Consider the following 25,692-nt stretch of genomic DNA (forward strand, 5'->3'; position numbering starts at 1 on the left):
GCCTGTCACACGGCAATAACCCAGCATCATCAGCAAGATGCAGTTCGCACGATATCTGCACATGATGGGTTTCGCGAATGACGCGACAACCCGGTACTGTGATAATACACCGCAATGGGCCGCAGGCTGGCTGGAAGCCCATCCCATCAATCATGCCACACTCCCCGATTCGCCGATGATCCAGAACATCCGGGAGCGTTTCCCGTGTACCAATCCCACCCAACACCACCTCCCAGAGCCCAATTTCAAAGATGCCACAGTGGTTCTACCAGATGATGCCCGAGCTTCTCTACCTGCTATTCGTGCTCGCGTTCGGCGGGTGCGTCGGGTCGCTGCTCAATGTTGTCGCGTACCGGATGCCGCTCGGGCTCTCGATCGTCACGCCACCGTCGCGCTGCCCGAAATGCAACACGAAGCTCGCGTGGCGCGACAACATCCCCGTGTTCGGCTGGCTGTTTCTTCGCGGCAAGTGCAGATATTGCAAGAACCCGATCAGCCCGGAGTATCCGATCGTTGAAGCGTGCGTCGCGCTGCTCTTCGGTGTGTACTATGTTGTGTGGTACATGATCCCGCGCGACGCGGTGTGGCTCGGCGTTCCCATCGGTCTGCTCAAGCCCGAGTGGACGATCGAAGCGCGCAGCGGTTTCCACACCTGGCCGACATTCATGCTCATGCTGCTGATGCTCGGCGCGCTCACAGGCATGTTCCTTGTCGATGCCAAGACATTCATGATCCCGTTGCAACTCTCGGCGATCCCCGCGATCCTTGGACTCATCATCCATCCGCTACACGCAGCGTGGATTTCACACAAGGGGTACGTCGCGGGCTTTGGACACACTCAGCCGATGGGTGGCTGGGCGATCCCGATCCCCGAGGGCTGGTGGTGGATTGGTGCAAGCATCGGCGCAGGCATCGGACTCATCATCGGAAACCTGCTGTTGCACTTCGGGTTGCTCAAATGCAGCTTCCACGACTATGAGCAGTGGGAAGAAGAGCACATCGCAAAGCACAAAGCCGAGCAAACGCAATCAGCAGCAACGCCAGAACCTGGCGAGAACGCATCCGCTTCATCTGAAACTATTGATGGGGAACAAGAGAAAGAGACAAACAACGAAAACGACGAGATGCCCGCGGACATGTGGATCCAGTATCCATATGCGCGGCGGGAGGTTCTCCGCGAACTGCTGTTCCTTGCACCGTGTCTCGGTCTCTTTGTCGCTGGCGGCTGGCTGATCGAAGCTATGAACCTCACATCTGCGCCCCCACTCTGGCTACGTGTGTTTGCGGGTTCATTGATGGGTTTTCTGATCGGTGGCGGCGTGGTGTGGGCGATCCGGATCTTCGGCACGCTCGGCTTTGGCAAGGAGGCGATGGGGCTCGGCGATGTCCATCTGATGGCGGGTGTCGGCGCGGTTGTTGGGTTCGTTGACGCCTCGCTCGCACCGTTTCTTGCGTCATTCGTCGGGCTCGGCTGGCGGATCATCACGTTGATCGGCGGGAACAAGTTCCCCAAGGCAATGCCGTTCGGACCGTATCTCGCGGTCGCTGTTGTGCTTGCGATGCTGTTTCGACACCCGATCGAGTATCTGCTGTCTGCACTCGCGGGAAATCCCGTCAATCTGCCGTAAACCAATCTGCTGCCATATCGCTCGTGACAACTTATCCACACGGTGTTGACAGGCAGGTTTTTCCACACTGTTTTCCAAGCATTGTCAAATATGCTGACAGTCTTCGTACTTTCCGCACAGACAGGCTAAACTCAGCACTTCTGACCTGCGCTCATATCCGAGCGATTGATTATCTGGAGTCCACACCCATGTCGAGTTTTCCATCGCGTCGCATTGTCGTTGCACTTGGCCTTGCAGGTATCGGAGTCGGTCTGACTGGTTGCAGTTCTGTCTCAAAGAATCAGTATGACGCTGCTGTGAGTGAAGCGTTCGAGTTGCGTCAGGAGCTCGACTCCACGCGTGGGCAGCTTGCTGAAGCAGAAGCTCGCTACGCGGCTTCATCATCAGAGAACGATCAACTGCGCCAGAACCTTGAGTTCGAGCGCAATCGCGCATCGACCATCGTGCAACAGCCACCACAGATCAACTACGGGTTCGAGGGCATCGAAGGCGTAAGCACGCGCGTCACGAGCGAAGGCATCGTGCTGACCGTCGAGGGTGACATCCTGTTCGACTCGGGCAAGGTCGATCTGCGCAATGCAGCGAAGCAGTCGCTCGATCGCATCGCTTCGAGCATCCAGTCGCGATACCCAGGCAGCCTGGTTCGCATCGAGGGGTACACAGACTCAGACCCGATCAAGAAGAGTAAGTGGACCTCGAACGAGCAACTCTCGGGCGAGCGCGCACTGGCAGTCGAGAAATATCTTGTTTCCCGTGGCCTCAAGGGCGATCGCGTCTACTTCTCCGGGTTCGGCCCGGCAGCGCCAAAGGCGACCAAGAAGGACTCACGCCGCGTCGAGATCGTCATCGCGCAGTGATCTGATTTCGTCTAGAATACGGCTCGACGCGAATTGCGTGTCGGGCCGTTTTTCTTTGGTTGTGTGTTCGTTTTCCGGAAAGCAGGTTGTTGTGAAGCCCATCCTCTCAAGTGTTGCTCTTGCTGCTGTTGCGCTCTCTCTGACAGGCTGTGCCATCCACGGACCAAGCGCAGAAGATATCGCGGTCGAGCAGCTTGCAACATACCAGCCCCGCCACAGCGCTCCGATCTTCCACGGCGAGAACGGAGCACGCATGTCGTGGGATCACATGCTCAATGCGCTCGCCGATGCAGATGTGATCGTGCTTGGCGAACTGCACGACGACGCGTTCGGACACCGCGTGCAACTCGCGATTGTCGAGGACATGATGACGAGGCACGAGGGCACCGCGCTCTCGATGGAGATGCTCGACCGCAACGAGCAAGCAACCATCGACGACTATCTCGCGGGCATGATCACGCAGGACCAGTTCATCGAACGCACCGCCTCGACCGCGTGGCATCGCAACACACAGGCGTTCCTCTCGGGTGAGATGCCAAAGGACGAGTTTGTCGAGAAGATGAACGCGTTCGGCTGGCCCGACTGGATGAACAACTACCTGCCGATCATCAACGCTGCAAAGGAAAACAACGCACGCATCATCGGCGCAAACACGCCGTGGGCACTCTACACACGACTGGCAAATCGCGAGGGATACGACGCGCTGAACGCGCTAACCGATGCGCAGCGGGTAAACTTTGATCTGCCGCACGAGATTCTGACAGGCACATACCGCGAGAACTTCTGGCAGGTGATGGCTGGACGCGCCGAGGGCGACCCCGTCGAAGATGTCGAGACACCGCATGGTGTCCATCCCGGCATGACCGACGAAAGTATCCTCGGTATGTTCAAGAGCCAGCTTCTGATGGACGCAACCATGGCTGGGTCTATCGCGAATGCACTAAATACCGGATCGGTGCGCGTCATCCATCTCGTCGGGCAGTTCCACTCCGACTTCCGTGGAGGCACCGTGCAGGAACTCCAGTACCGAAAGCCGGGCGCGAAGATCATGACCGTGAGTCTGCGCAGATGGGATCCCGCAACACAGGATGAGGGAAGATTCACGCTCCAGCCGGACGACGAGGATCGCGCTGACTTTGTGATCTACACCCAGCCGGCGCAATAAAAGCCAGTCAATCTGTGTTGACGAAGAATGTCAGCCCGTTGCCGTGCGCATCGTAAAAGGCGAACTCCCGAGTTCCCCACGGCGTATCGCGCAGCGCGGTGTGCTCGTGGAACACATCCTTGTCCTTGTACTCATCGAACAGCGCTTCGACACCATCGATGTGGAACCGAAGCATGGGACGCTCCACACGATCCCATTCATCGGGATTGTGCCATTGCAGGTGCAGCATCACGCTGTCTCTTGAAACGCCAGCATACCGCACATCCCCGGTATTATCCTGAAATCGCAGTGTGAATCCGAGCTTGTCGATATAGAACCGAATCAATGCGGGTACATCCTTCGACGGAAGCACTGGTGCGACAGAGACAAATGTTGGACTTTGTGCTGACATCTTTGACTCCATGATACATGGTCAGTTCCTGCGAACCTCGTAGTAGTACGTCTGCCATCGACCATTGATTGTGAATGTGCCATCACTCGCAATAGGAATCTGCTCGTCGCGTGGCACGCCAAAGAAATCGACGGGTCGAACATGTGTCGGCGTGCTGCCATGGATCTTCAGTGTCGCTTGTACCGGCTGCATGAGGAGTGGTGGCTGCCCCATCTTTGTGAGTGTTTTCAGATCACTGGAATACTCTGTGCCGGTCTGCTTGTCGCGAGCCATCGCGGTGATCAGGATGTGCTTCGACTCGACAAGATCAAGATTGTCCAGTGGCGTGAACAGCAGCGATACATATTGTGTCTCTACGTGCGCGTCTACTGACGGGAGTGTCCAGTCCTGTCTGCCCGCAAACCCAATGATGCCCTGCGTCTTTGGCGTGCGTACCTCCACCACGCGATCTCCATAATGCCAGACGAGTTCGCCCGTGTTCGACGTAATCGTTTGTGATGCTGCGTCGTGGAACTGGTCTGCATCAAGCTCGATTGCACTCTCCATGCCGAATGTGATTGCGACTTTGCCCATCGCAAGCGCTTCGGGCTTTGTCGTCAGTGACCCCGTTAGCTCCTTCGCATCAAAGCCGCCTCCCGAGAGCGATTGTCCAAGCGAGTCCTTGCCCGAGAAGATCTTGGAGTAGGTTGCCTCGCGTAGCGCAACAACATCGCCTTCCTGTATGTGCTTGTTGTAGAGCGCGAATGCGATCGCGGGGAACTGCCCGATGTAGTGCGGTGTCTGCGTGGCGTACTTGCGCCCGCCCGGCCAGCCATCACCCATGCGCGCGGTGTCGAGCACGAAGTGATAGCTCGCGTCCCAACCCTGCAAACCGAACCCATAGAACGCGACGAGCGGTGCTGTTTCCGCTCGCCACGGGTTCGGTGGCATGTTTGTCCATTCGGAGTATGCGAACGCACGGTCGTACACCTGGAACATACCAACCGCAAGCAACCCACGCCCCGGCTTATCGAGATGCGTATTCAGGTAAACCGGTCCCTCGTCGATGATGTGCTGCCCGACGCCACCACCGAAATAGTTGTGCCGATCGATACAGTCAGCAGCAACGTCGCAATATAGATTTGCAAGACTCGCGGCTGGCCCGCCCGACTTCCACGCGGTTGTCACAGTCACACCACGAAACCCCGCCGCGCGCAGTTGCGCGATACGCCGATCGAAGTACTCGCGCTGGATCGACGCAAGAAACTCGATGTAGTCCGCTGTGCGCTGGAGTTGCCCCGTGTACTCATACTTTGGGCCGTCCTCTCCCCAGTGGTGCGCGCCCTGCAGCGCGAGTTCGCCGTTATCCCAGTCGTCGTTGGGCTGCCACTGATGGTTCCACGCGGCGTCAACATTCCGCTTCAGCTCGTATTTGTCTTTGATAAAGTCGAAGAAGCGCGTCCGCATCATCTTCGACAAGATTGGCGCGTTGTTCGGATCGGAGAGCACGTTGAGTGTAAAGAAGAACACGTTGCTCTCGTTCTGGATCTCGACCATCGCAAGCGCGGGATCGTCCTTGTACTTCAAACCCGTGTACGGGTTCTCGTGGTTGAGCATCACATCAAAGTAATTCCACGCTGCGTCCTGAATGCTTCTATCCAGATTGATGAAGTCGTTGGAGACGATCGGCTGACGATTCCCGTCTCGTTGTTGGTCGAGCTTATCGAGTTCGGCGAAGAGCGCATCGTCGATGTCACCCTTCTGCAGGAACGCACCGTGATGCGGGTACACGACGGACCACGTCGTGTAGATCCCCTGCTCCTTCAGTGCAGCAAACCATCGGTCGTACCGGTCAAGCCGCGCCGGATTGAGCGTGCCATCGGGTCGAAACACACCGACCGCATCGATGACCGTGTGCTGGCGCACGATGTTGATCCCATGCTTGCGGAGCCAGCGCGCAGCGTGCGACATCTCCTCGTGCGTGCGCCCCATTGGATGCGCATTCACACCCCAGAACTTCACAGGGCCATCCCCGTATGCAAACTGTAGATCAGAACCCATGCGATGCAGGAATCCGTGCTTGCCTGCTGGCGCATCGATCAGCCCACTCATGTCGATGATGGACTCATCAGAGAGGGTGTCATCCCCCATCACTACCGGGAACCACTCGTCCGGTTCCGGTGGCGCAACACGAATTTGCGGCTTTGTCACACCACTGGGCACGAACGGGATGCGCGTCAGCACGAAGCAGTCGATCGCGCCGTGGTGCTGTGCAGTAGAATGCATGCGGAATGTCAGCGTGTGACTGCCCTGCGACAGATACATCGTACCCGCGTTGATCCACGCGATGAATCGCAGGTCCGGCTTCCCATCTGCCGCGATGTTTGTTCTTCCGCGAAGATCATCGCCAAAGTCGATCGGTACCCACTCTGTCCTATCGTCGAGCCTGACCGAGAGCTTCGACGCAACCGGATTGGCGCGCAGCCAGAACGTGTACTCGTCCTCGACCTGCACATCGAATGTGTACGAGGCGGTGCCTTCCTTGTTTTCATCGAAGTGTGACAGCCAGCGGGTACCAGAGAGCACGTCTGTTGTGACGGAGTTGTACCACGAGTGCTGCGTGACGTTCTTTGTTGTCGCGTCCTCGCCCTCGATCCAGATCGCGTCTGATGTCGGTGCTGGCGCGTGCTGCGCGCAGACTGATGACACGCACAACACAACTGCAACACACCCACTGCGCAGTTTCATGTCGGTTCTCCGGATGACGATACGCCAACCCGCTTGAGCCAGCGGTCCACGACGAACGGCCCGAACGGGAAGATCGCGCCAACAATGCCTGCGATTGCCATGTTCTGGGTGAGCGGGATGACCGTCTTTCCACGGATAAAGAAGATCACCAGCGCAACGAACAGCGCACCATGGATCGGCCCCATGATCTTGACACCGATCGGCATATCTGCCATGTACTTGAGTGGCACAGCTACACCCATCAGCAGGATGGTCGAGATGCCCTCGATCATCGAGAAGATACGGAGTTTGTGCAGGAACGACGTATTGACAGCCATCCACATTTCCTTGTGTGAGTAACGGTTCGAATCGATTGGAGCTTACTTCGCCTGCGACTTTGCGATGTCCGCGAGCACGTCGGTCGCTGCGTTGTCCCGCACCAATGTCATGTACCGAGGACCACCGTCGTACGCAATGGTCGTATCAACCAGACGATCACCACTAACAGTGAGCAGATTGATCTCGCCATCGACAGCACTTGCTTCGATCGCATCGACAAACCGCTGACGGCTCCACGTGAACCCGTCGATCCCGATGATCTTCATGCCTGGTGCAAGCCCCGCTTCGTCCGCAGGTGTGCCGAGCAGCACTGTGCGCACCGTGCCATCACTTGAGATTCGAGCACCGATCGCATCGCGCGCGTCGAGTGAATCGGTGCGTGCGTTGTTCGGTCCGCGAGGCGGCTCATTGGTGTACTCGATCGTGTATCCGATCTCCTTCGCAACAGATAACGGACCACGCGTTCCCGAACGATCGACACGTTCAGCAATGAACGCATCCCAGTCGTGCTTGTACACCTTGTTCAGCGCAGTCACGACATCGCCTCGCAGATACGGATTTGGATTGTCTGTGGGCGCATCTGAGCCAAGAAAATCCTTGATGAAGTCATCGAGTGTCTTCTCGTTCTTTGTCCCCTTGCGAATGATGGCATCCGCTTCGAGCCATATGAGTGCGCCCTCGGCGTAGTAGTCCTGACTTCTGCGCAGATCACTCCACGATGCGCTCCCACCACGCAAGATGTGCGATGCGGCGCACGTGTCGTAGAGCGAACGCCAGTCGCGCCCCTGCTGAAGTTTTTCTGATCGCAGACGCTGGCTTATCATCCAGCGGAACTCATCCTCATCCATCATGCCGGATCGAACCTCAAGCAACTCACCGAGGTATTGCGTCAATCCCTCGTACACCCAGAGCAGATCCGTGTCCTTCGGTGTGTGAAAATCGTTGGTCGCCATGCCAGCAGGCCTGCGATACTTACCACACCATGCGTGGCAGTACTCATGCGGAACCAGCATCCTGTCCCATCCGGTCAGATCATCCGGATCATCCAGTCGATTGAGCGGGATGATGTTGAACGTGGTGCGCAGGTGCTCCAGTCCGTTGCGTGGGAGCACGTCGGACGTCGCGAGCAGAATATCCATCGACGGGAACGGTGCTGTGCCAAATAGCGCTTCCGATTCGGCTGCCATATTCTCAAAGTTTTTGAGCACATCCTCATTGATCTCAACAGCGGATTCAACTTCGCTGAACACGTGCAGACGATGCGGCGCAAACCCATCACCATCGTGAATGTCGTAGATCTTGCGATGTCGACCGGCCATCATCGGCGTATCAACGAGACGCATCACGCTGACTGTCTCAAACTTCATTTGCCCGGCATCCTCGCTCTCAACCTCGAGCGCTGACGAGAGCACCCAGTCATCGGGAAGCCTCACCGACGATTCGACCGTCCAGTCAAGGCCGCTCGCCCACTCGGGGTACAGCAGGACCGTGTTCGGACTGATCATGCCGATGGATTCCGAGCCCCACGAGTCGAGCCCGCGCGAGTTCGTGTTCGGCTGATTCGTGATGTATCGCATGCGAACGTGCAGCGTGCGGAGACTCTCGGGTACGCTCACCATGAACAGGCACACCTCGCCCGGCGCGCGTTTCCAGTCGAGCGTGTTCCCGTTGTCGTCCTCGAACCACAACCCGGCGAGATTCTCAATGGGGCCGCCCGGCGCGTGCGAGCCCGGCACCCACTTGGGATACCACAGTGAGACGGTGCCATCGGCTGCCTCGAACGCGGGCACCTCGATCGTCATCTCCGATCGAAGGAGCAATCGGGGTAGATCCGTCGCATCGATCGAGAGCGTCGCATCCTGACCAAAGCACGTACCGCTCAACATAAGAGCACACCCTGTCACACACATCGCACGAATCTGCATGGATCACTCCTTACTGGTACATGACGAGAACGAGACTCATTGTAACCGAACCAACGACACCGCAGGCAGAACGATTGTTCTGCAATCAGCCGATATCAGTACGCTCGCAATACCACACAGGGACCATACACTGGAGACACATGCCTGCTTCAGCAAAGAAAGCATCAGGACCCTCGTCAGGCACACCTGCCGGCTCACTGTCGTTGCCGGTGCTTCCATCAGATCGAACATGCACAACGCACGAGGTCAAGCCGTCAAAGAACGCGACGCGACGCGCGATTGTGCTGATTCTCGTGCATCTGTTCATCGTCGCTCACGTGATTCAGTGGCTCATTACCGGCATGACACTCTCGCCGGTTGAGCCGAGCGAATCGATGGAGACACTGCGCGAGGGTGCCGTGAACACCGGGTTCGTGTTCTTTGTTGCTGCTCTCGTTTCAACGCTGATCTTCGGCCGATTCTTCTGCGGATGGGCGTGCCACGTCGTTGCGCTGCAGGACCTCTCGTCGCACATCATGAAGAAGTTCCGGTTCAGGCCCAAGCCGTGGCGGACGCGTTTGCTTGTGTTCATGCCGGTGTTTCTCGGGTTGTACATGTTTGTCTGGCCGGTGTTTCATCGAGACGTGCTCACACCCTACTACCCCACAGTTGCAGGCTGGTTTGGGCTCTCAAAGGACATGCCGATCTGGATGGGACGATCGGCGCCTCTGCACGGGTTCTCGACCGCGTTTGTTGTCAATGATTTCTGGGCGACATTCCCGCCGTGGTATATTGCGGTGCCATTCCTCATCGCGTGCAGCTTGGGCTGCGTGTACTTTCTCGGTGCGAAGGGTTTCTGTACGTACGCATGTCCGTATGGCGGATTCTTCGGACCTATAGACAGAGTCTCCATCGGGCGCATCGTTGTCAATGACAACTGTGAACAGTGTGGACACTGCACCGCAGTGTGCACATCGAACGTGCGTGTGCACGAGGAAGTCCACGAGTACGGCGCAGTTGTGAACCCGGGGTGTATGAAATGCCTCGACTGTGTGAGCGTGTGTCCCAAGAACGCGCTCTCATTCAGCTTTGCAAAGCCCGCTGTCCTCACCAAAGCGAAAAACACAGAATTACGAAAGCAACGCCGCCAAAGACGATCACATCTTTACGATCTGTCCATGACCGAAGAACTTGTCTTCGGCGCGATGTTCTTTGCATATCTGTTTGCGTTCCGTGGTATGTTCAACCTTGTACCATTGCTCATGGCTGGTGGAACATCTGCTATTGCTACTTTTCTGACATGGAAACTCTGGCAGGCAGCACGAACCCAGAATGTTCGCTTGCATCGATGGCAACTGCGCAAGAGAGGACGCTTCACCAGCTCGGGTGTCGTGTTCTGTGGCATTGTGCTGCTTGTAGCAATGTCGGCTGTGTGGTCAGGATTCATCAAGTATCATCGCTGGCAGTTCAACCTGATAGATGCATCACTTGCTGTCCCAGCAGAAACGGTGTTCGCAGCAGGTTACACACCATCGAATGATGTACAGACTCATGCAACTCGGGCGATCCGGCATGCTTCACTGTCGGCTCCATTTGCAGATGGTGGAATTGGCTGGGCGTATCGTGGCGGAGAACGCGTGCGCCTTGCATGGATGTACTGTGTCAATGCGGAGTTTGACAGAGCAGAACAACTCTTGGCACAGGTTGCTCTTCATGACAATGCAGATATGGAACTTGTTGAGTCGATCCTGCACGTGATGCGTGCGAGAGGTGCCTCTGATACAGAGCGCCAGCAGATGCTCGCGAGGGTTGGAGAAGCCAATCCAAATCTGCTGCAACTCCAGGTGCTGCTTGCACAGATTGATGCACGCGCAGGCAAACGGGATGCAGCAGTGCAGCGCCTCCGCCATGTCCTGCAGGATCCTGCGTCAGACATATCGTCCGTCGGTCCTGCTGCTGAAGTGCTTGCACAACTTGGCGAGGTCGATGAGGTGATTTCTCTGCTTGAAGCGAAGTTGCAATCATCTCCGAAGCAGGCTGAATACGAGTTCATGCTGGGCATGCTGTACTCAAGCAAACAACAGATTGAGCCAGCGCTGTCACACTTTGAGAATGCTGCTCAACTGGCACCAGAGAACCCATTGATGCTCACAACGCTCGCCGATGTTCTCGAAGCAACCGGCAACATATCCAGAGCCGAAATGCTTCGAAAACAGGTCCGAGAACTGACTATCCAGCACAACACCCACGAAGATTCCAACAACAGGTAGAAAAGCGTTTACACCATCGTCAGGATCGTGTAAAGTACATGTCTCGGATGCTGTCAGGCATCGGAACCGGTAGCCGGCGTTGTTTCCGGCATTTTTTCATCCACAGAACGGAGAATCACATCGTGCTGAAAAAACTGATCACAGCATCCGCTCTTGGTCTGCTCGCTGCATCCACAGTGAACGCCCAAACCATGTTTGAGGGTGACTACTCGGCTGCACTCGACGGAACAAACCCCGACGTGATCGTCGGCGATCTTCACGATCTGAGGCGCTGGACAAGCATCAACGGTGTCACCGCGTTTTCAGTCGGAACAGTCTCGTGCAATGTTGGTACAGATCCTCTGAAGTGGATCGCCAGCAATAATGAGCATCCTGTCATCGGCCAGAACATGTACCGAGTCAAGGACGGCATGATCGAACAGATCGGTCTGAGTTGGCTCAAGCATGGTTTCACTGCGCTTCAGCAGAGCCTGTGCCAGTCATGTAACGCAAACCCCAACGGCACAGCACTCGGCGTTGGTTGCTCAGATCCATACTCAGCAAGCCTCAACGGCTCCCATACAACAAATCGTTTGGGCCCACGTTATCAGGTAAACCCCTATACAGGCTTTTACACCTATCCTCCTTTCCAGGGACCAATCTCTGACAACCTCAGCCGTCGTATCCAGGTACAGGACAGCGATCTTGATCCCGCATTGAACAGCGGTGCAGTCTACTTTGTCGAAGGTCAGTACGTCACAGCCGACGATGCTGCAGCAGGAAACCAGAACAACAACACGTCGTACCGTCGCGTTGCTGTCAGCGGGACAACGAGCTTCGATATTGACTTCATTTTGGGCCATTCAACACATCGCGAGAAGGTCGCGCTGTACGCATGGCAGGAAGTCGATCCAAACGTGCAGATCGAAGTTGTCGATGTGCCCAATGAAGGTCGTTTCTACGTCGGGTCCAATGTCGTTGATCTCGGCAATGGCATGTACCGTTACATCTACGCAATCGAGAACCAGACATCTGATCGTTGCGGTGCAGCACTCCACATCCCGGTTGGCAGCAGCGTCTCAAAGGAAAACGCATACTTCCATGACATCAACTACCATTCTGGCGAACCGATCGACGGAACAGATTGGGATACAACCATTGATGGCACAGGCATCACATGGTCCTGCACCCAAACCTTTGCACAGAACGAATGGGCCAATGCACTTCGCTGGGGCACGCTGTACACCTTCGCGTTCGATGCAGATGCTGCTCCAACAAGCGGTACAGCCACTCTTGAACTGTTCAAGCCCGGCACACCCAGCGATGTGACATTCGCTGTCCAGTTGCCCGAGTCACAACCCTGCTATGCTGATTGCGATGGAAGCGGTGCATTGAACATCTTCGATTACATCTGCTTCGGCAATGCCTACGCAGCCAACGATCCATATGCTGACTGCGACGGCAGTGGCAGCCTGGATGTGTTCGATTACATCTGCTACGGCAACTCCTATGCTGCTGGTTGCCCGTAATTTCAAACCCTGAGTCCGGCCCATCATTGCATGAGTCCGGATCACAGAACTGGCAAGGGCGTGGCTGCTTCGGCTCCCACGCCCTTGTTCTTTGCGGTATAGTGAGTCGTCGTGTCCCGAGCCGATACCCAGACGTACGCATCCTGTCTGCATTCTGCTAATTTGGAGATCCAACGTGTTCTGGCGACTCATCCTGCGACATTCGGTGCTTCTCATTGTGATTCTCAGCCTGCTTGTTGCTGGAATCACGGCATGGCAGATGAACTCACTCTCGAGATCGCTCATCACCTCAAACGCATCAGAAGACGCCGCTTTCTTATCCGATGCAATACGCACCATGCGAACCCTTTACTCACGTGAGATTGTCTCACGAGCTCAAGCGGCTGGCATGAGTGCAACGCACGATTTCGTTCACGTGAATAACAGCGTCCCGCTTCCCGCAACATTCAGCATGATGCTCGGCGATGAGTTGAGCAAGCTAACGCAGAGCGGCAGCGCGAAGCTGTACAGTCCGTACCCGTTCCCTTGGCGAGCTGAGACCGGCGGCTTGCAGGATAACTTTGCAAGGCGAGCATGGGCCTCCTTTCAGAAGACTCCTGACAAACCGTTCTTTGAGATCGATACGCAATCGGGAACACGTGTTTTTCGATACGCCGTTGCTGACAAGTTATCCGAAAGTTGCGTGGGGTGTCACAACGAGCACCCCGATTCACCCAAACGAGGTTGGGAGGCAGGTGATATTCGAGGCGTGTTCGAGGTATCACTCCCGCTCGAACGCATTGAGCAGGAAGCTGCACACAGCCTGCGAGGCGCATGGATTATCACGGGCATGCTTGCCGCTATCGGTATCTCGCTGCTCACACTCTTTGTGCGTCGACTGAAGAACACAACATCATCACTGGAAGAACTGAACGCCTCACTTGAGCAGCGCGTGCAGGATCGAACAACCGAAGCGCTCGAACACAAGGAACTTGCCGAAGAAGCAAATCGTGCAAAGAGCCGGTTCATCTCAAACATGAGCCATGAACTCCGTACACCGTTGAATGGCGTGCTTGGATACGCGCAGATACTTCAGCGGGACCCCGGTATCTCCCAATCACAGCGTGAAAATATCTCGTCGATTGTCAGTTGTGGCGAGCATCTGCTGACGCTCATCAATGACGTGCTCGATATCTCCAAGATCGAAGCAGGCAAGCTCGAACTTGCCCCGCACCCGTGCGATCTCAACCAGCTTATCCATGATGTTTCAGATATTGTGCGCCCGCGAGCTGTCGCAAAGCATCTTGCGTTCGTGTTGGATGTCGCACCAAACTCTCCCCCTGCGATACTTGCTGATGCAACGAAGCTGAGACAGATACTGCTCAACCTGCTCGGCAATGCCATCAAGTTCACTTCTCAGGGCATCGTCACTCTCCGGGTATATCCGTCAAATACACATCTGAGATTCGATATTATTGATACGGGTGTTGGTATTGATTCCAAAGCGCAGGATCTGATCTTTGAGCCATTCAAACAGGACGAGGCAGGCAAACACGAGGAGGGCACTGGTCTCGGGCTTGCTATAAGCAGACAGATCGCAGATCGCATGGGCGGAAGTGTGAGTGTCACAAGTGAGCCGGGTAAGGGCAGCACATTTACACTTGAGATCCCCTACGAAGAGGTCGATCCTGACACAGCAGCAACTGTCCCACTGCTTGGTGACACCCATCGGCTGGCAGAAGATCCAAAGCAGTCCTTTCTTGTGCTGGTTGCGGATGATCGAGATCACAATCGGCACATTCTCGTCCAGTTACTTGAAGCAGCAGGGTTTGAAACCATCGAAGCTGAAAACGGGCAGGAAGCACTCGAGCAGATGCAATCACATGATGTGTCGCTCGTCCTCATGGATGTGCGCATGCCGGTGCTCGACGGGATCGACGCTGTCCGAGCAATCAGGAAGGACTCCGCATTGCAGCATATCCCTGTTGTGGCTGTTACTGCGAGCGTTTTTCCGCATTTCCGCGAGCGAGCGTTTGAGGAGGGATTCAACGATTTTCTCGGCAAACCGTTCAGAGCAACCGAGCTTTTTACAATAATTGACAAGCACCTTGATGTGATCTGGGAAACAGAATCATCGCATTCATCTGCCACTTCTGAGCCCCAAGCGTCATCTCAATTGACTGACAACGCATTTGCAACTGTTGACCCGGACGTTGCGCAAAAGCTCGCAACTGCAGTCCAGCACAGCAACTTTACCGCAATCCAACAGATCACCGAGTCATTGCGATCACACCCTGACACAAAGCCACTGGCGGAGCAGATAGCAATACTCGCGAGAAACTTTGACTTCGACGGGCTGGCGACATTGGCACAACGGCTCGTTGCTTCAGGTAGTGACGCATGACACAAAGCAAACCACATCCAGAGAAAGAACGCATCCTGCTTGTCGATGACAACCCGACAAATCTGCAGGTGCTCTTTCAAACACTCTCCAGTTTGGGCCATGATCTCCTCGTTGCGAGAGATGGCGTATCCGCGATTCGAGTTGCACAGGAATCACAACCCAGTCTGATCCTGCTCGACATCATGATGCCGCCTGGTATAGACGGGTTCGAAACATGCAGACAGTTGAAAGAAAACCCTGCAACCAGGGATATCGCTGTTATCTTTCTCTCGGCACTCGATGACACCGACGACAAGGTGCGAGGTCTGACAACCGGCGCGGTTGACTATGTCAGCAAACCATTCAAAGCCGATGAGGTCATCGCAAGAGTGCGCACCCATTTGACCATTGTGCAGTTGCAACGAAAACTGGATCATCAGAACGCCCAACTGCTCCATGCAAACAATCGCATGCAGCAGGACCTCATTGCAGCCGAACAGATCCAGAGAGCACTTCTTCCGGCTGAAACTCTCGCATTCGGACCGGTGCAGATCCAGTGGATGTACCAGCCGTGCGATCGGCTTGCTGGCGATGCACTGAACATCTTTCAGATCGATGAGCACAATGTGGGAGTCTATGTGCTCGACGTTGTTGGTCACGGCGTAAGCGCCTCACTGCTATCGGTCGCTGTCATGCACGCACTCTCACCTACCTCCAGCATCGGTAGCATGAACCTTCTCGACCCCGTTGAGGTTGCAGCCACACTCAATACAAGATTCCCAATGCTGTCAGGATCAAACCAGTTCTTTACATTGTTCTACGGTGTCATCAACACACAACAGCGAAGCATCACCTACACGCTCGCGGCACATCCACCGCCAATGCACGTCGACGCTGCTGGTCAGGCGCAGGTGTGGGAGGGGTCCGGCTTACCGATCGGTGTCGTGAAGGAGCCAATGTACAATGCATGGACGAAAACCCTCTCGCCCGGAACACGCTTGTTCATTTTCTCAGATGGCTTACCCGAGTTGAGAGCCCCCGACGGGACACTCTTCGGCGATGACAATCTCAAAGCCCTTATCCAGAACTGCGCAGGCATACACCTGACCGGTACGCTCGACCGAATCAGCGAGCACATCATTGCGTGGAATCATCAAGGTAAAAGCGATGACATCTCTGTTATCGCGATTGAGATCAACCAATAAGTTATGACTCCGTGAAGTTACGGGCAGCCAGAGGCGTACTCGTTGCCGAAGCAGATGTAATCAAAGATGTTCAGCACGCCACTCCCGTCACAGTCCGCGTACGGATCGCTGGTTGAGTACGCATTGCCAAAGCAAATATAATCGAAGATGTTCAATGTGCCGCTACCGTCACAATCGGCGTAGCACGGCTGGTCTCCACCAACACCTGCCCAGAACCCGCCGGACAGTTCAAAGTTCCCGCCCGACATCACACCGACATCATGCTGACCGATCGTGCCCATGAGTGAAAAGTTCCCACCCGTGCTGGGGTTGTTTGAGCCTGCTCCACCACAGTCGATCGTGGACCATGTCAGATCAAACCCGCCGCCCGATTGAGCCAAGGCCAGCGAAGCCGAACCGAGGAGACATGTGACGAAGGATGCAATTCTCATGGTAATCTCCAAACAGGACTCGAACGGCTGAACTCAACCGATGGTTCAGTATACATGGTCCCGGCTGAGCTTGCGAGCGCCTTGACACTAAATCAACGGCCAATGGTCGCAGATTTCAGTACATACGTGGACCAGCTCTTATATTTACACGCGGAAAACAGGGCTGAGTATCCCATACGAATATGATTTTTTTCGCTTTTCGGACCAAATATCAAGATTCACCCTCGTACGAGGTACTGCATGTCCCAACACACTATCGCCCAGCGATCCGTCGCTGAAGCCTTCGGCACCTTCTGTCTGGTCTTTGCAGGTGCAGGGGCGATTATCGCAAATGCGACTTCACAGGGCGCTGTGACACACGTCGGTGTCGCTCTCGTGTTCGGGCTCATAGTGATGGCGATGATCTACGCGATTGGTGAGAAGTCCGGCGCCCACATCAACCCCGCCGTCACGATCGCGTTTATTGTTGCAGGAAAATTCCAGGCCAGGGACGCGCTCCCATACATCATCGCGCAGTGCGCGGGGGCGTGTCTCGCTTCACTGCTGCTTGTTTTCCTGTATCCAAGCAGCACATTCCCCGAGGGCGTTTCCCCAACCTACGGGCTCACACTTCCATCGGGTTCTGTGATGCAGTCGTTTCTCTTTGAGATCGTGCTCACTTGTATTCTCATGTTCGTGATTCTGTGCGTCGCAACAGGATCAAAGGAACAAGGACTGATGGCTGGTATTGCGATCGGCGGCACGGTTGGTCTGGAAGCACTGTTCGCAGGTCCAACCTGCGGCGCATCCATGAACCCTGCGCGATCACTCGGCCCTGCGCTTGTTGCGGGGCATCTGGAATCACTCTGGATCTATCTTGTTGCTCCGATCCTTGGTGCAGTTATCGCGGTACCGCTCTGGAAGCTCGTGTACTCTCCACCAAGAGAATAGCTGCTTTCATACTTCCTTACTGTTCCACTGTCCACGTCTCGGCACCATGCAGCAGTTGCTGGAGCGCCTCCGCTTCTGTTCCCTTGCGCTGTTCGCGTGCAGCGTGGATCTGCTCGTGCACAAGCTCGTCGTAGGTCGGCTTGCCCGTTTCCGCATAGAGCACACCGATCGGCTCGGGAAACTCGGGATGTGCCATCTGCGAATAGACAAATGCGAGCGTCCGATCCGTCTCATCGTGAACGAGTAGATCGGCTTCCGAAACACCGTGACCGATTGTCACAACCTCGGGCGAGCCATTGCGAAGACGGATCCCCTTGTCGCGATCCTTCCCGAAGATCAACGGCTTGCCATGCTCAACGACAACGGTGGCATCAAACTTTGATTCCTTCTGTGACGCGTAGAACCACGCCTTGTGGTTGAAGATATTGCAGTCCTGGTACACCTCGACAAACGATGTCCCCTTGTGCTCCATCGCACGAACATACACCGCATCGAAATGCTTCATGTCGACATCGATTGTCCGCGCGATCAACGTGCATCCGGACGCAACCGCGAGCGCGATTGGATTCACTGGAAAATCGGGCGAGCCCATCGGCGATGACTTTGTCACCTTGCCCTGCTCGCTCGTCGGTGAATATTGCCCCTTCGTCAGGCCGTAGATCCTGTTGTTCAGGAGCAGAACCGTGAGATCAACATTGCGGCGCATCGCATGAATCGTGTGGTTGCCGCCGATCGAGAAGAGGTCGCCATCACCCGACACGACACAGATCTGTAGTTCCGGGTTGGCGAGTTTGATCCCGGTTGCGACCGCAAGTGATCTACCGTGGATGGTGTGCAGTCCATACGTGTTCATGTAGTACGGGAAGCGTGCTGCGCATCCGATACCGGATACGAACACATAGTCTTCCCTGCGATGGCCGAGCTTCGGTAACGCCTTGCGCACTGCGGTAAGCACAGCGTAGTCGCCACACCCGGGGCACCAGCGAACGTCCTGATCGGTTGCAAAGTCCTTCGGTGTGTACGTGGGCAGTGGCATGCTGCCGTTCTGTTTCATCTCTGAGATCACGCCAGCACCTCCCCACTGTTCATGATCGCAGCAATCTCTTCAACCAGCATCTCAACGCCAAGCGGTCTGCCGCGGGCGCTGTTGATCGGAACCGCATCAAAAAGGAACTCGGCGCGGATCACGCGGCTGAGCTGCCCCAGATTAATTTCCGGCACAACAACACGCTCGAATCGCTTGAGCACATCGCCAAGGTTCGAAGGGAACGGGTGCAGGTACCGAAGATGCGCGAGACTGACCGACGCGCCGCACGCACGGAGCTGATCCACCGCGGTGCGCAGCGACCCGTATGTCCCGCCCCATCCGAGCACGAGCATCTCGCCTGACTGATCGCCGTACACCTCGACCGGAGGGATCGACTTTGCTGCACGCTGCACCTTGTCGGCGCGAAGCTTCAGCATCGCGTCGTGATTGTCGGGATCGTACGAAACACTTCCCGTCACAGCCTGCTTTTCGAGACCGCCAAGCCGATGCTCAAGACCGGGCGTTCCGGGAATCGCCCACGGACGTGCAAGGTTTTCATTGATTCGGTCGTACGGATGAAACTCGTTTGCGTTCTCATCCGCTGCTGGATGCTGCACATCGATCGATGGAATGTCACCGAGATCGGGCACGCGCCACGGCTCGGCACCATTTGCGATGTACGCATCTGAGAGCAGAATCACCGGGCACATGTGCGCTGTCGCGAGACGCACCGCTTCGATTGCCATCGTAAAGCAGTCCGATGGTGTACATGGTGCAAGCACGATGCACGGGCTCTCGCCAGACCTGCCGTACATCGCCTGAAACAGATCGGCCTGCTCCGTCTTTGTCGGCATGCCCGTTGATGGACCTGCGCGCTGCACATCAACAACAACCAATGGCAGTTCCATCATCACCGCGAGCCCGAGCGCCTCCCCCTTCAGCGCAAGACCAGGACCAGAGGTTCCGGTGACACCAATGTCACCCGCGAAGCTTGCGCCGATCGCGGCGCACACCGCTGCTATCTCATCCTCCGCCTGGAATGTGCGCACACCGAACTGTTTCAGTCGCGACAGTCCGTGGATAATGTCCGACGCGGGTGTGATGGGATAGCTCGCGTACGTCAGTGACTTGCCAGCCTTGTGCGCAGCGGTGACAAACCCGAGCACGACCGCTTCATTTCCACTGATGCGCCGGTACGTGCCCGCCTGCTGCGGTGCTGCAACAACGCGATGGCGCTGCTGCCAGAGTTCTGCTGTTTCTCCGAAGTAGTACCCTGCCTTGAGCGCTCGGATATTCAGATCAGCTATCTCGGGTTGCTTCTTTCGTTCGGAGAAAGTGCGTTCAAGAAACCGGATTGTCGGCTCGAGCGGGCGATCGTACAGCCAGTACACGATCCCGAGCGCGTACATGTTCCGGCAACGATCGATTGCCTTAGCGCCAAGATCTGACGTTGCAAGCGACTCGCGCGTGAGCCTGCTGATGGGCACCTTGATGATGCGATACTTCTGGATCACCGCATCGTCATCGAGCGGATTGTAATCCTTGGGATACCCGCACTTTGTCAGACCTGTCGACGTGAACTCGTCCTCGTCCACAATTACTGTCCCGCCGGACTCGACATCATCGATGTTCGTCTTGAACCCCGCAGGGTTCATCGCAACGAGCGTCTGCACAGCATCGCCCGGTGTGAAGATATCGTGATCCGAAAAGTGAATCTGGAAACCAGACACGCCAAATGTCGTGCCTCTCGGTGCGCGGATCTCGGCAGGGAAATCGGGGAACGTCGCAAAGTCGTTCCCATAGATCGCGGACGTGTCGGCGAACTGTCCGCCGGCGAGCTGCATCCCATCGCCGGAATCGCCGCAGAAACGAACAACGGCTTCTGCAAGTCTGGTCGGCTCGGCGTGCGTGTCACTCATATCTGTGCGAGGTTCCAATCTAAAATCAGTGCGATGCGTCGCGTTTATCACGCGCAAGCTCAGCGAACGCGTTGTGATTGTGGATCGACTCGAAGTTCTCAGAACTGATGGAATATGTCACAACACGTTCGTCGTCGTCGAGAAGAATCGCAAGATCGCGCACGATGTCCTCCACGAACTTGGGATTGTCGTACGCAGCTTCGGTGACGTACTTCTCGTCGGGTCGCTTCAGGATTGCAAACACAGGGCATGAGGCCGCCTGTTCCAGATGCTTGGCAAGATCCTCGATCCACATCGACTCATTGAATCGAACCTGCGCCTCGATCTCACATCGCTGGTTATGTGCGCCGTACTCACTGATCTCCTTGGAGCACGGGCACAGGCTCGTCGCGGGTGCTCGCACGCTCATCTGGAAATCTGTTTCGCAGTTGGCTGTGCACAGGAACTTCACGCGATAGTCCATCAGTGCCATCATGCCGGTCACGGGAGCGGGCTTCTTGATGAAGTATGTGAACTCCGCTTCAAAGTGAGCTTCCTTGGCATCGAGCCGCTGACGAATCGCATCTGTCACGGCAGGGATCTGATCTGGACGCAGCGGTTCGTTGGCGTGCTCGTTGAGCACCTCCATAAACCGGCTCATATGCGTGCCCTTCTGGTAGTGCGGCAGCGCAACGTACATGTTAATCGATGCAACCGTTGTCTGCTCGCCACCATCCGGTTGACGCAAACGCATCGGGTAGGTCACAGCCTTCACTCCAACGCGATCGATTGCAACATTTCTTGCATCCCGCGATGCCTGCACATCGGGCATTGCCTTTTCAGTTGTCTGGATCTGATCCATTAATCTCCCTCCGCTGTATCCGCGGATTCGCATAGGTACAGCGCTTCGATTCATGCAAGGCCGGGATTGTGACTAGAATGATCACACTCCTGCGGGTGATGACGAAGACGCTACGTGTTCCTTTGGTCCAAAGCTGTCACCGAACGCCCGCCCCATCGGAATCCCCAGGCACAATCCCGCCGCCCAGTCAAGGGGTGCTGGTCGCGCAAATCTGACGTACCCACCACTAGCAATTGCTTCCATCACCTTGGAACCGTGCATAACGCCTGCAACGACAAACACAACAACAGCGAGCACAACCAAACCGGCAACAGGAACAACAACTGGACACTTCGGCACAAGAATACGAGCGACCCCTACACCAAATACTGCCGCAAACATTGCTGCAGCAACACCCTGCCCATGATGAAACTCCGACGCAAAGAAGAATGCGTTTGCAGCACCGAGCACAATCGCAGCGCCAGCAGCAATCGCAATCTGTGCGGGTGCATCAAGACGGAGTGCCTGAATCCGTGCAAGATCACCAAAGTCGGCAGGAATAAATGGTCTGTTCTTGTGACGTGCTCGCTGCACTTCAGTAGACGGCTGCACTATCACGCTCACAACCACAACAGCAATGACAGCGAGTCCGAGGAGTAGAGATTCAATACACAGCACCCACAGCGCACCCCCACCCTTCATTCGCAGGACAGCATCGACCTGGCCTGAACTCCATGCCGCCCATCCAAAGATAGATGCACCCGCAAGGCAACCAGTTGTCGCATCAACAAATCTGGCACCAATCCCTGCCGCAGCAACTGCAATCAAGACTACAACAACCAGCACAGCAACCCCCATGAATATGGAGCCGCCAGCCAGCAGTGTCGCATTGCTGGAGCCGTCAACCGCATGATGCATCATGGTGATTCTGCCAGCGAGCGGACCAAGTGCCAGAAGGCATACCAGAATCCATATCCATCTTCCCATTCTCATGCTCCGTTTGGGCTTTGTACGCACCATTTAGTGTCTTTCAATACTCCTGCCAGTAATCCTATGGCTGAACCCCACCAAACTCCGTCTGTCTTTCCGACAAACTCGTCACTTATTCGAGATTTGTCAGCGCCGAAAACAACTACACCCGACCTGGGTTGTGAAGATGTCGTTTTTCGTCGCACCTACTCGCTTTGTTCGGAACTCTCTTCAAATCCATAGCGCAAGCAGGGCGCATTTTTTCGACTGCCCGATACCACCTGCGTGCCACAATCTTCCAACCCAAGAACCAAACACATACAAGTGGGCAGCCAAAGAAGAACCCACACACAACGTGCCCACAGGCATGTACGATGGCATCTGGTCTATCTGGTTCTCGCAGCCATTGATGTAAGTGTCGTCCTCGGCAGTCTGACATTGAACTACTGGCTCAGTTCGCTCTACAAATCCTCGGTTCAGGCAACATCAACACTTTCACAAAGAATCAATGACATTGCCGATGCACGCAACACAACATCAGCGGTCAATGTCATCATCAATGATCTCTTTGGGCACTCCGCAAGAGTTCCGAACTCCGATAGCTTTTCACACGAAATAGCAACGCTCCGCAACAAGGCAGGCGCCCTTCACAATGCCTTACACGCAAAAATCCACCGCGGAAACAAAGAAAGCCAGCAGCACGCTGCAGCGTTTGCACTAGCGTTGGATAGAGTCGCTGATGCACTCAACGAACTGGAAGTATCCGGACAGCGTGTTCTGAGTATATTTCATGACAACGGTCCAGCCGCAGCAGGCATCGCTATGTCTGAGTTCGATCGCACCACAGCAAGATTTCTGCGATCGCTCGATGCACTCGAAGCCATGTGCGTGAAGCGTATTGGGGAATACCAGCAGGATCAGCTTGAGCGGAACAACATTATCCAGACCGTAGAATACATCACCGCTGGATGGCTGCTGATCATGATCATCGCCATTGTGTCATATGCACGGCGACTTGCGCGTGCGATGACATCGGCCGAAAATGATTTACATATCGCAAAACAGAGCGCAGACGAGGCAAGGGAACGTCTGGCTGCATATCAAACCGCCATCGACCACCATTCGATTGTCGCAATGACCGATGTGCGTGGCACCATCACAGAAGTAAACGATTTGTTCTGCCAAATCAGCGGGTATAGCCGAGAGGAGTTGGTTGGTAGGAACCATCGAATCCTTAACTCAGGCAAGCACCCAAAGTCGTTCTGGGTTGAAGCATGGCGCACCTTCGCCAATGGAAGCACATGGCGAGCCGAAGTGTGCAACAGACGGAAGGACGGCTCATTGTACTGGGTTGACACATCGATTACACCGATGTTCGACAACGAAAACAGCATTACTGGATACTGCGCCGTCCGAACAGATATTACACGAAACCGTGAACGCGAGGAGGCACTGCAGGAGACCGCTATGGCTCTTGACAGTGCAACAGACTGCATCTTCATCTTTGACGCACAGTCTCTGAAGTTTGTCTATATAAACCGAGGTGCACAGGAACAGGTCGGATACACAGAAGACGAACTGCTCTCCATGACGCCGCTCGATATCAAACCAGACTTCGACAAGGAGAGTTTCCTTCGTCATGTGTATCCACTTGTAAGCAAACGCGAATCGTCAATCACATTCCGGACCGACCATCTCCATAAAGACGGGCATCGGATCCCAGTCGAAGTCACTCTGCAACTCGTCGAAAACCTCGGGTCACACGGACGCTTTGTTGCAATTGTTCGAGACATCAGCGAGCGTCTCACATTCGAGAAGGGGTTGCAGAATGCACGCGAAGCCGCCGAGCATGCCAGCAGAGTCAAGAGCGAGTTCCTGGCAAACATGAGCCACGAGATTCGTACTCCGATGACATCAATTCTTGGATATACAGATCTACTCACATCAGATGAGACCTACACCAACAACCCCGAACTCGCGCAGGAAGCACTGCACACAATCAAATCAAATGTTCATCATCTACTGAACATCATTAACGACATCCTCGACGTTTCAAAGATTGAAGTCGGTCGCATGACCATCGAGCGAGTTGCAGTCGATATTGGAGAGATTGTTGAAAATATTACAGCAATTGTGCGGCCGAATGCCGAAAGAAAGCAGCTCGATTTTCTTGTTGAATCGCTCACGCCAATCCCTGCACAGGTGCTGACTGATCCAACCCGCGTGTACCAGATGCTCTCCAATCTTCTCGGCAACGCTGTGAAGTTCACCGACCGTGGATCAGTTTCACTGAAAATAAGCTACGCACCACACTCGCAGTCAGACGGCCTGCTCACATTTTCAGTGGAAGACACCGGTATTGGCATGACGCCTGAACAAGTCGAAAGTATCTCTCGGTTCCATGCGTTCTCCCAAGCGGACAGCTCAACCACGCGCAAGTTTGGTGGGACTGGACTGGGTTTACGCATCAGCAACTCACTTGCCCAGCTTCTCGGCGGATCCCTTCGTGTTCAATCCGAGTATGGCGTTGGCAGTACCTTTGAGCTCACATTGCCCGTAATGCTTGCAAACTCGACACACGAGCACAGATCGGCACAGTCACAGTTGCTTGAAACAGTTGAGGACACAACATCATATGTTGATCAATCGGAACCACTGCTTGGTTGCCGTATTCTGCTCGCAGAGGATGGAGCCGACAACCAGCGTCTCGTGCGATACCACTTGGCTCATGCTGGCGCCGATGTTGAGATTGCAGAGAATGGACAGATTGCAGTTGATGCTGTAGTGCAGAGCCAGCGCGCAAGCAACCCCTTCGATCTTGTGCTGATGGACATGCAAATGCCTGTCATGGACGGGTATGACGCAACACGCATGCTTCGACAGCGGGGGTATCTGCTGCCGATCATCGCGCTGACTGCGCACGCGATGTCCGGGGATAGAAAACGCTGTACCGATGCTGGATGCTCGGATTATCTTACAAAGCCTATTGACAAGATCGTGCTGATTGAACTGTGCAGCCGCTGGATCTTGCAATCCTCATATCAAAGGTAATTCTGACGAAGTCTGAGAAGTAGGGAGTCAGTGTCACTCAATGGGCGATACAGGACTTGAACCTGTGACCTCCTCGATGTCAACGAGGCGCGCTAGCCAACTGCGCCAATCGCCCGCAATCCTGCCCATCGGGCAGGGCCACGAGTATAGCCCTGATCGGAGCGAATGGGCAATCGGCACAGCATACCAACGACTCCACTCTGATACCCG

Annotated in this window: 18 protein-coding genes and 1 tRNA gene; 9 read left to right on the top strand and 10 right to left on the bottom strand. The window is 55.3% G+C overall.

Features of this window, described 5'->3' with window-relative positions:
• The first annotated feature begins 251 nt into the window (after window positions 1-251).
• The 3 genes from H6815_14240 (at window position 252) to H6815_14250 (ending at window position 3,650) form a co-directional block, all read left to right on the top strand.
• Complete coding sequence (locus H6815_14240) at window positions 252-1,628, top strand: prepilin peptidase (protein MCB9861600.1); 1,377 nt, start codon at window positions 252-254, stop codon at window positions 1,626-1,628.
• Window positions 1,629-1,816: 188 nt separating this feature from the next.
• Entirely contained in the window at window positions 1,817-2,485 is a 669-nt protein-coding gene (locus H6815_14245; GenBank protein ID MCB9861601.1) for an OmpA family protein, read from the top strand.
• Window positions 2,486-2,576: 91 nt separating this feature from the next.
• A complete protein-coding gene (locus H6815_14250; protein ID MCB9861602.1) occupies window positions 2,577-3,650 on the top strand; it encodes a ChaN family lipoprotein in 1,074 nt (357 codons plus the stop codon).
• 7 nt (window positions 3,651-3,657) lie between these two features.
• Here the strand turns inward: H6815_14250 and H6815_14255 are convergent, their stop codons facing one another.
• The 4 genes from H6815_14255 to H6815_14270 are packed head-to-tail and all read right to left on the bottom strand — an operon-like array spanning window position 3,658 to window position 9,011.
• A complete protein-coding gene (locus tag H6815_14255; protein ID MCB9861603.1) occupies window positions 3,658-4,041 on the bottom strand; it encodes a VOC family protein in 384 nt (127 codons plus the stop codon).
• Between the two features lie 21 nt (window positions 4,042-4,062).
• Complete coding sequence (locus H6815_14260) at window positions 4,063-6,768, bottom strand: hypothetical protein (GenBank protein ID MCB9861604.1); 2,706 nt, start codon at window positions 6,766-6,768, stop codon at window positions 4,063-4,065.
• Window positions 6,765-7,085: a DUF3817 domain-containing protein gene (locus H6815_14265; GenBank protein MCB9861605.1), complete on the bottom strand. Its 321-nt coding sequence runs from the start codon at window positions 7,083-7,085 to the stop codon at window positions 6,765-6,767. Before H6815_14265 ends, H6815_14260 begins: the two co-directional genes overlap by 4 nt.
• A gap of 42 nt (window positions 7,086-7,127) precedes the next feature.
• Entirely contained in the window at window positions 7,128-9,011 is a 1,884-nt protein-coding gene (locus tag H6815_14270; GenBank protein ID MCB9861606.1) for a hypothetical protein, read from the bottom strand.
• 140 nt (window positions 9,012-9,151) lie between these two features.
• Between H6815_14270 and H6815_14275 the strand changes: the two genes are divergently transcribed.
• From H6815_14275 to H6815_14290, 4 genes are all read left to right on the top strand, one after another.
• Window positions 9,152-11,260: a 4Fe-4S binding protein gene (locus tag H6815_14275; protein ID MCB9861607.1), complete on the top strand. Its 2,109-nt coding sequence runs from the start codon at window positions 9,152-9,154 to the stop codon at window positions 11,258-11,260.
• A gap of 122 nt (window positions 11,261-11,382) precedes the next feature.
• On the top strand, window positions 11,383-12,768 hold the full coding sequence (locus tag H6815_14280; protein MCB9861608.1) for a hypothetical protein: 1,386 nt from the start codon (window positions 11,383-11,385) through the stop codon (window positions 12,766-12,768).
• Window positions 12,769-12,943: 175 nt separating this feature from the next.
• Window positions 12,944-15,151, top strand: coding sequence for a response regulator (locus H6815_14285; GenBank protein MCB9861609.1), 2,208 nt, complete (start codon window positions 12,944-12,946; stop codon window positions 15,149-15,151).
• On the top strand, window positions 15,148-16,335 hold the full coding sequence (locus H6815_14290; GenBank protein ID MCB9861610.1) for a SpoIIE family protein phosphatase: 1,188 nt from the start codon (window positions 15,148-15,150) through the stop codon (window positions 16,333-16,335). The genes H6815_14285 and H6815_14290 overlap by 4 nt, the downstream gene beginning before the upstream one ends.
• 17 nt (window positions 16,336-16,352) lie before the next feature.
• Here the strand turns inward: H6815_14290 and H6815_14295 are convergent, their stop codons facing one another.
• Window positions 16,353-16,766 (bottom strand): hypothetical protein, encoded by a 414-nt coding sequence (locus H6815_14295; GenBank protein ID MCB9861611.1) that lies wholly within the window; start codon window positions 16,764-16,766, stop codon window positions 16,353-16,355.
• Window positions 16,767-17,006: 240 nt separating this feature from the next.
• Between H6815_14295 and H6815_14300 the strand changes: the two genes are divergently transcribed.
• A complete protein-coding gene (locus tag H6815_14300) occupies window positions 17,007-17,696 on the top strand; it encodes an MIP family channel protein (protein MCB9861612.1) in 690 nt (229 codons plus the stop codon).
• 16 nt (window positions 17,697-17,712) lie between these two features.
• Here the strand turns inward: H6815_14300 and H6815_14305 are convergent, their stop codons facing one another.
• The 4 genes from H6815_14305 to H6815_14320 form a co-directional block, all read right to left on the bottom strand.
• Window positions 17,713-18,732, bottom strand: coding sequence for a 2-oxoacid:ferredoxin oxidoreductase subunit beta (locus H6815_14305; protein ID MCB9861613.1), 1,020 nt, complete (start codon window positions 18,730-18,732; stop codon window positions 17,713-17,715).
• 26 nt (window positions 18,733-18,758) lie between these two features.
• Complete coding sequence (locus tag H6815_14310) at window positions 18,759-20,642, bottom strand: 2-oxoacid:acceptor oxidoreductase subunit alpha (GenBank protein ID MCB9861614.1); 1,884 nt, start codon at window positions 20,640-20,642, stop codon at window positions 18,759-18,761.
• 25 nt (window positions 20,643-20,667) lie between these two features.
• Window positions 20,668-21,453 carry a GTP cyclohydrolase I FolE2 gene (locus H6815_14315; GenBank protein MCB9861615.1) on the bottom strand — a complete coding sequence of 262 codons (786 nt, stop codon included), beginning with the start codon at window positions 21,451-21,453 and terminating at the stop codon, window positions 20,668-20,670.
• A 111-nt stretch (window positions 21,454-21,564) separates the two neighbouring features.
• The gene (locus H6815_14320; protein MCB9861616.1) at window positions 21,565-22,449 is read right to left on the bottom strand and encodes a hypothetical protein; all 885 of its coding nucleotides are present in this window, start codon (window positions 22,447-22,449) and stop codon (window positions 21,565-21,567) included.
• A 306-nt stretch (window positions 22,450-22,755) separates the two neighbouring features.
• Here H6815_14320 and H6815_14325 point away from each other — a divergent pair, with 306 nt between their 5' ends.
• A complete protein-coding gene (locus H6815_14325; GenBank protein ID MCB9861617.1) occupies window positions 22,756-25,482 on the top strand; it encodes a PAS domain S-box protein in 2,727 nt (908 codons plus the stop codon).
• 41 nt (window positions 25,483-25,523) lie between these two features.
• Here H6815_14325 and H6815_14330 read toward each other — a convergent pair.
• A tRNA-Val gene (locus H6815_14330) sits at window positions 25,524-25,597 on the bottom strand.
• Window positions 25,598-25,692: the final 95 nt, after the last annotated feature.

This window comes from Phycisphaeraceae bacterium (genome assembly GCA_020639155.1).
GTDB lineage: Bacteria > Planctomycetota > Phycisphaerae > Phycisphaerales > UBA1924 > JACKHF01.

What these genes read in the sequence shown, in the direction of transcription:
- H6815_14240 (MCB9861600.1), top strand. Translation starts at nt 252, where the DNA reads ATGCCACAGTGGTTCTACCAGATGATGCCCGAGCTTCTCTACCTGCTA.
- H6815_14245 (MCB9861601.1), top strand. Translation starts at nt 1,817, where the DNA reads ATGTCGAGTTTTCCATCGCGTCGCATTGTCGTTGCACTTGGCCTTGCA.
- H6815_14255 (MCB9861603.1), bottom strand. Translation starts at nt 4,041, where the DNA reads ATGTCAGCACAAAGTCCAACATTTGTCTCTGTCGCACCAGTGCTTCCG.
- H6815_14260 (MCB9861604.1), bottom strand. Translation starts at nt 6,768, where the DNA reads ATGAAACTGCGCAGTGGGTGTGTTGCAGTTGTGTTGTGCGTGTCATCA.
- H6815_14265 (MCB9861605.1), bottom strand. Translation starts at nt 7,085, where the DNA reads ATGGCTGTCAATACGTCGTTCCTGCACAAACTCCGTATCTTCTCGATG.
- H6815_14270 (MCB9861606.1), bottom strand. Translation starts at nt 9,011, where the DNA reads ATGCAGATTCGTGCGATGTGTGTGACAGGGTGTGCTCTTATGTTGAGC.
- H6815_14275 (MCB9861607.1), top strand. Translation starts at nt 9,152, where the DNA reads ATGCCTGCTTCAGCAAAGAAAGCATCAGGACCCTCGTCAGGCACACCT.
- H6815_14290 (MCB9861610.1), top strand. Translation starts at nt 15,148, where the DNA reads ATGACACAAAGCAAACCACATCCAGAGAAAGAACGCATCCTGCTTGTC.
- H6815_14295 (MCB9861611.1), bottom strand. Translation starts at nt 16,766, where the DNA reads ATGAGAATTGCATCCTTCGTCACATGTCTCCTCGGTTCGGCTTCGCTG.
- H6815_14300 (MCB9861612.1), top strand. Translation starts at nt 17,007, where the DNA reads ATGTCCCAACACACTATCGCCCAGCGATCCGTCGCTGAAGCCTTCGGC.
- H6815_14305 (MCB9861613.1), bottom strand. Translation starts at nt 18,732, where the DNA reads ATGCCACTGCCCACGTACACACCGAAGGACTTTGCAACCGATCAGGAC.
- H6815_14310 (MCB9861614.1), bottom strand. Translation starts at nt 20,642, where the DNA reads ATGAGTGACACGCACGCCGAGCCGACCAGACTTGCAGAAGCCGTTGTT.
- H6815_14315 (MCB9861615.1), bottom strand. Translation starts at nt 21,453, where the DNA reads ATGCCCGATGTGCAGGCATCGCGGGATGCAAGAAATGTTGCAATCGAT.
- H6815_14320 (MCB9861616.1), bottom strand. Translation starts at nt 22,449, where the DNA reads ATGGGAAGATGGATATGGATTCTGGTATGCCTTCTGGCACTTGGTCCG.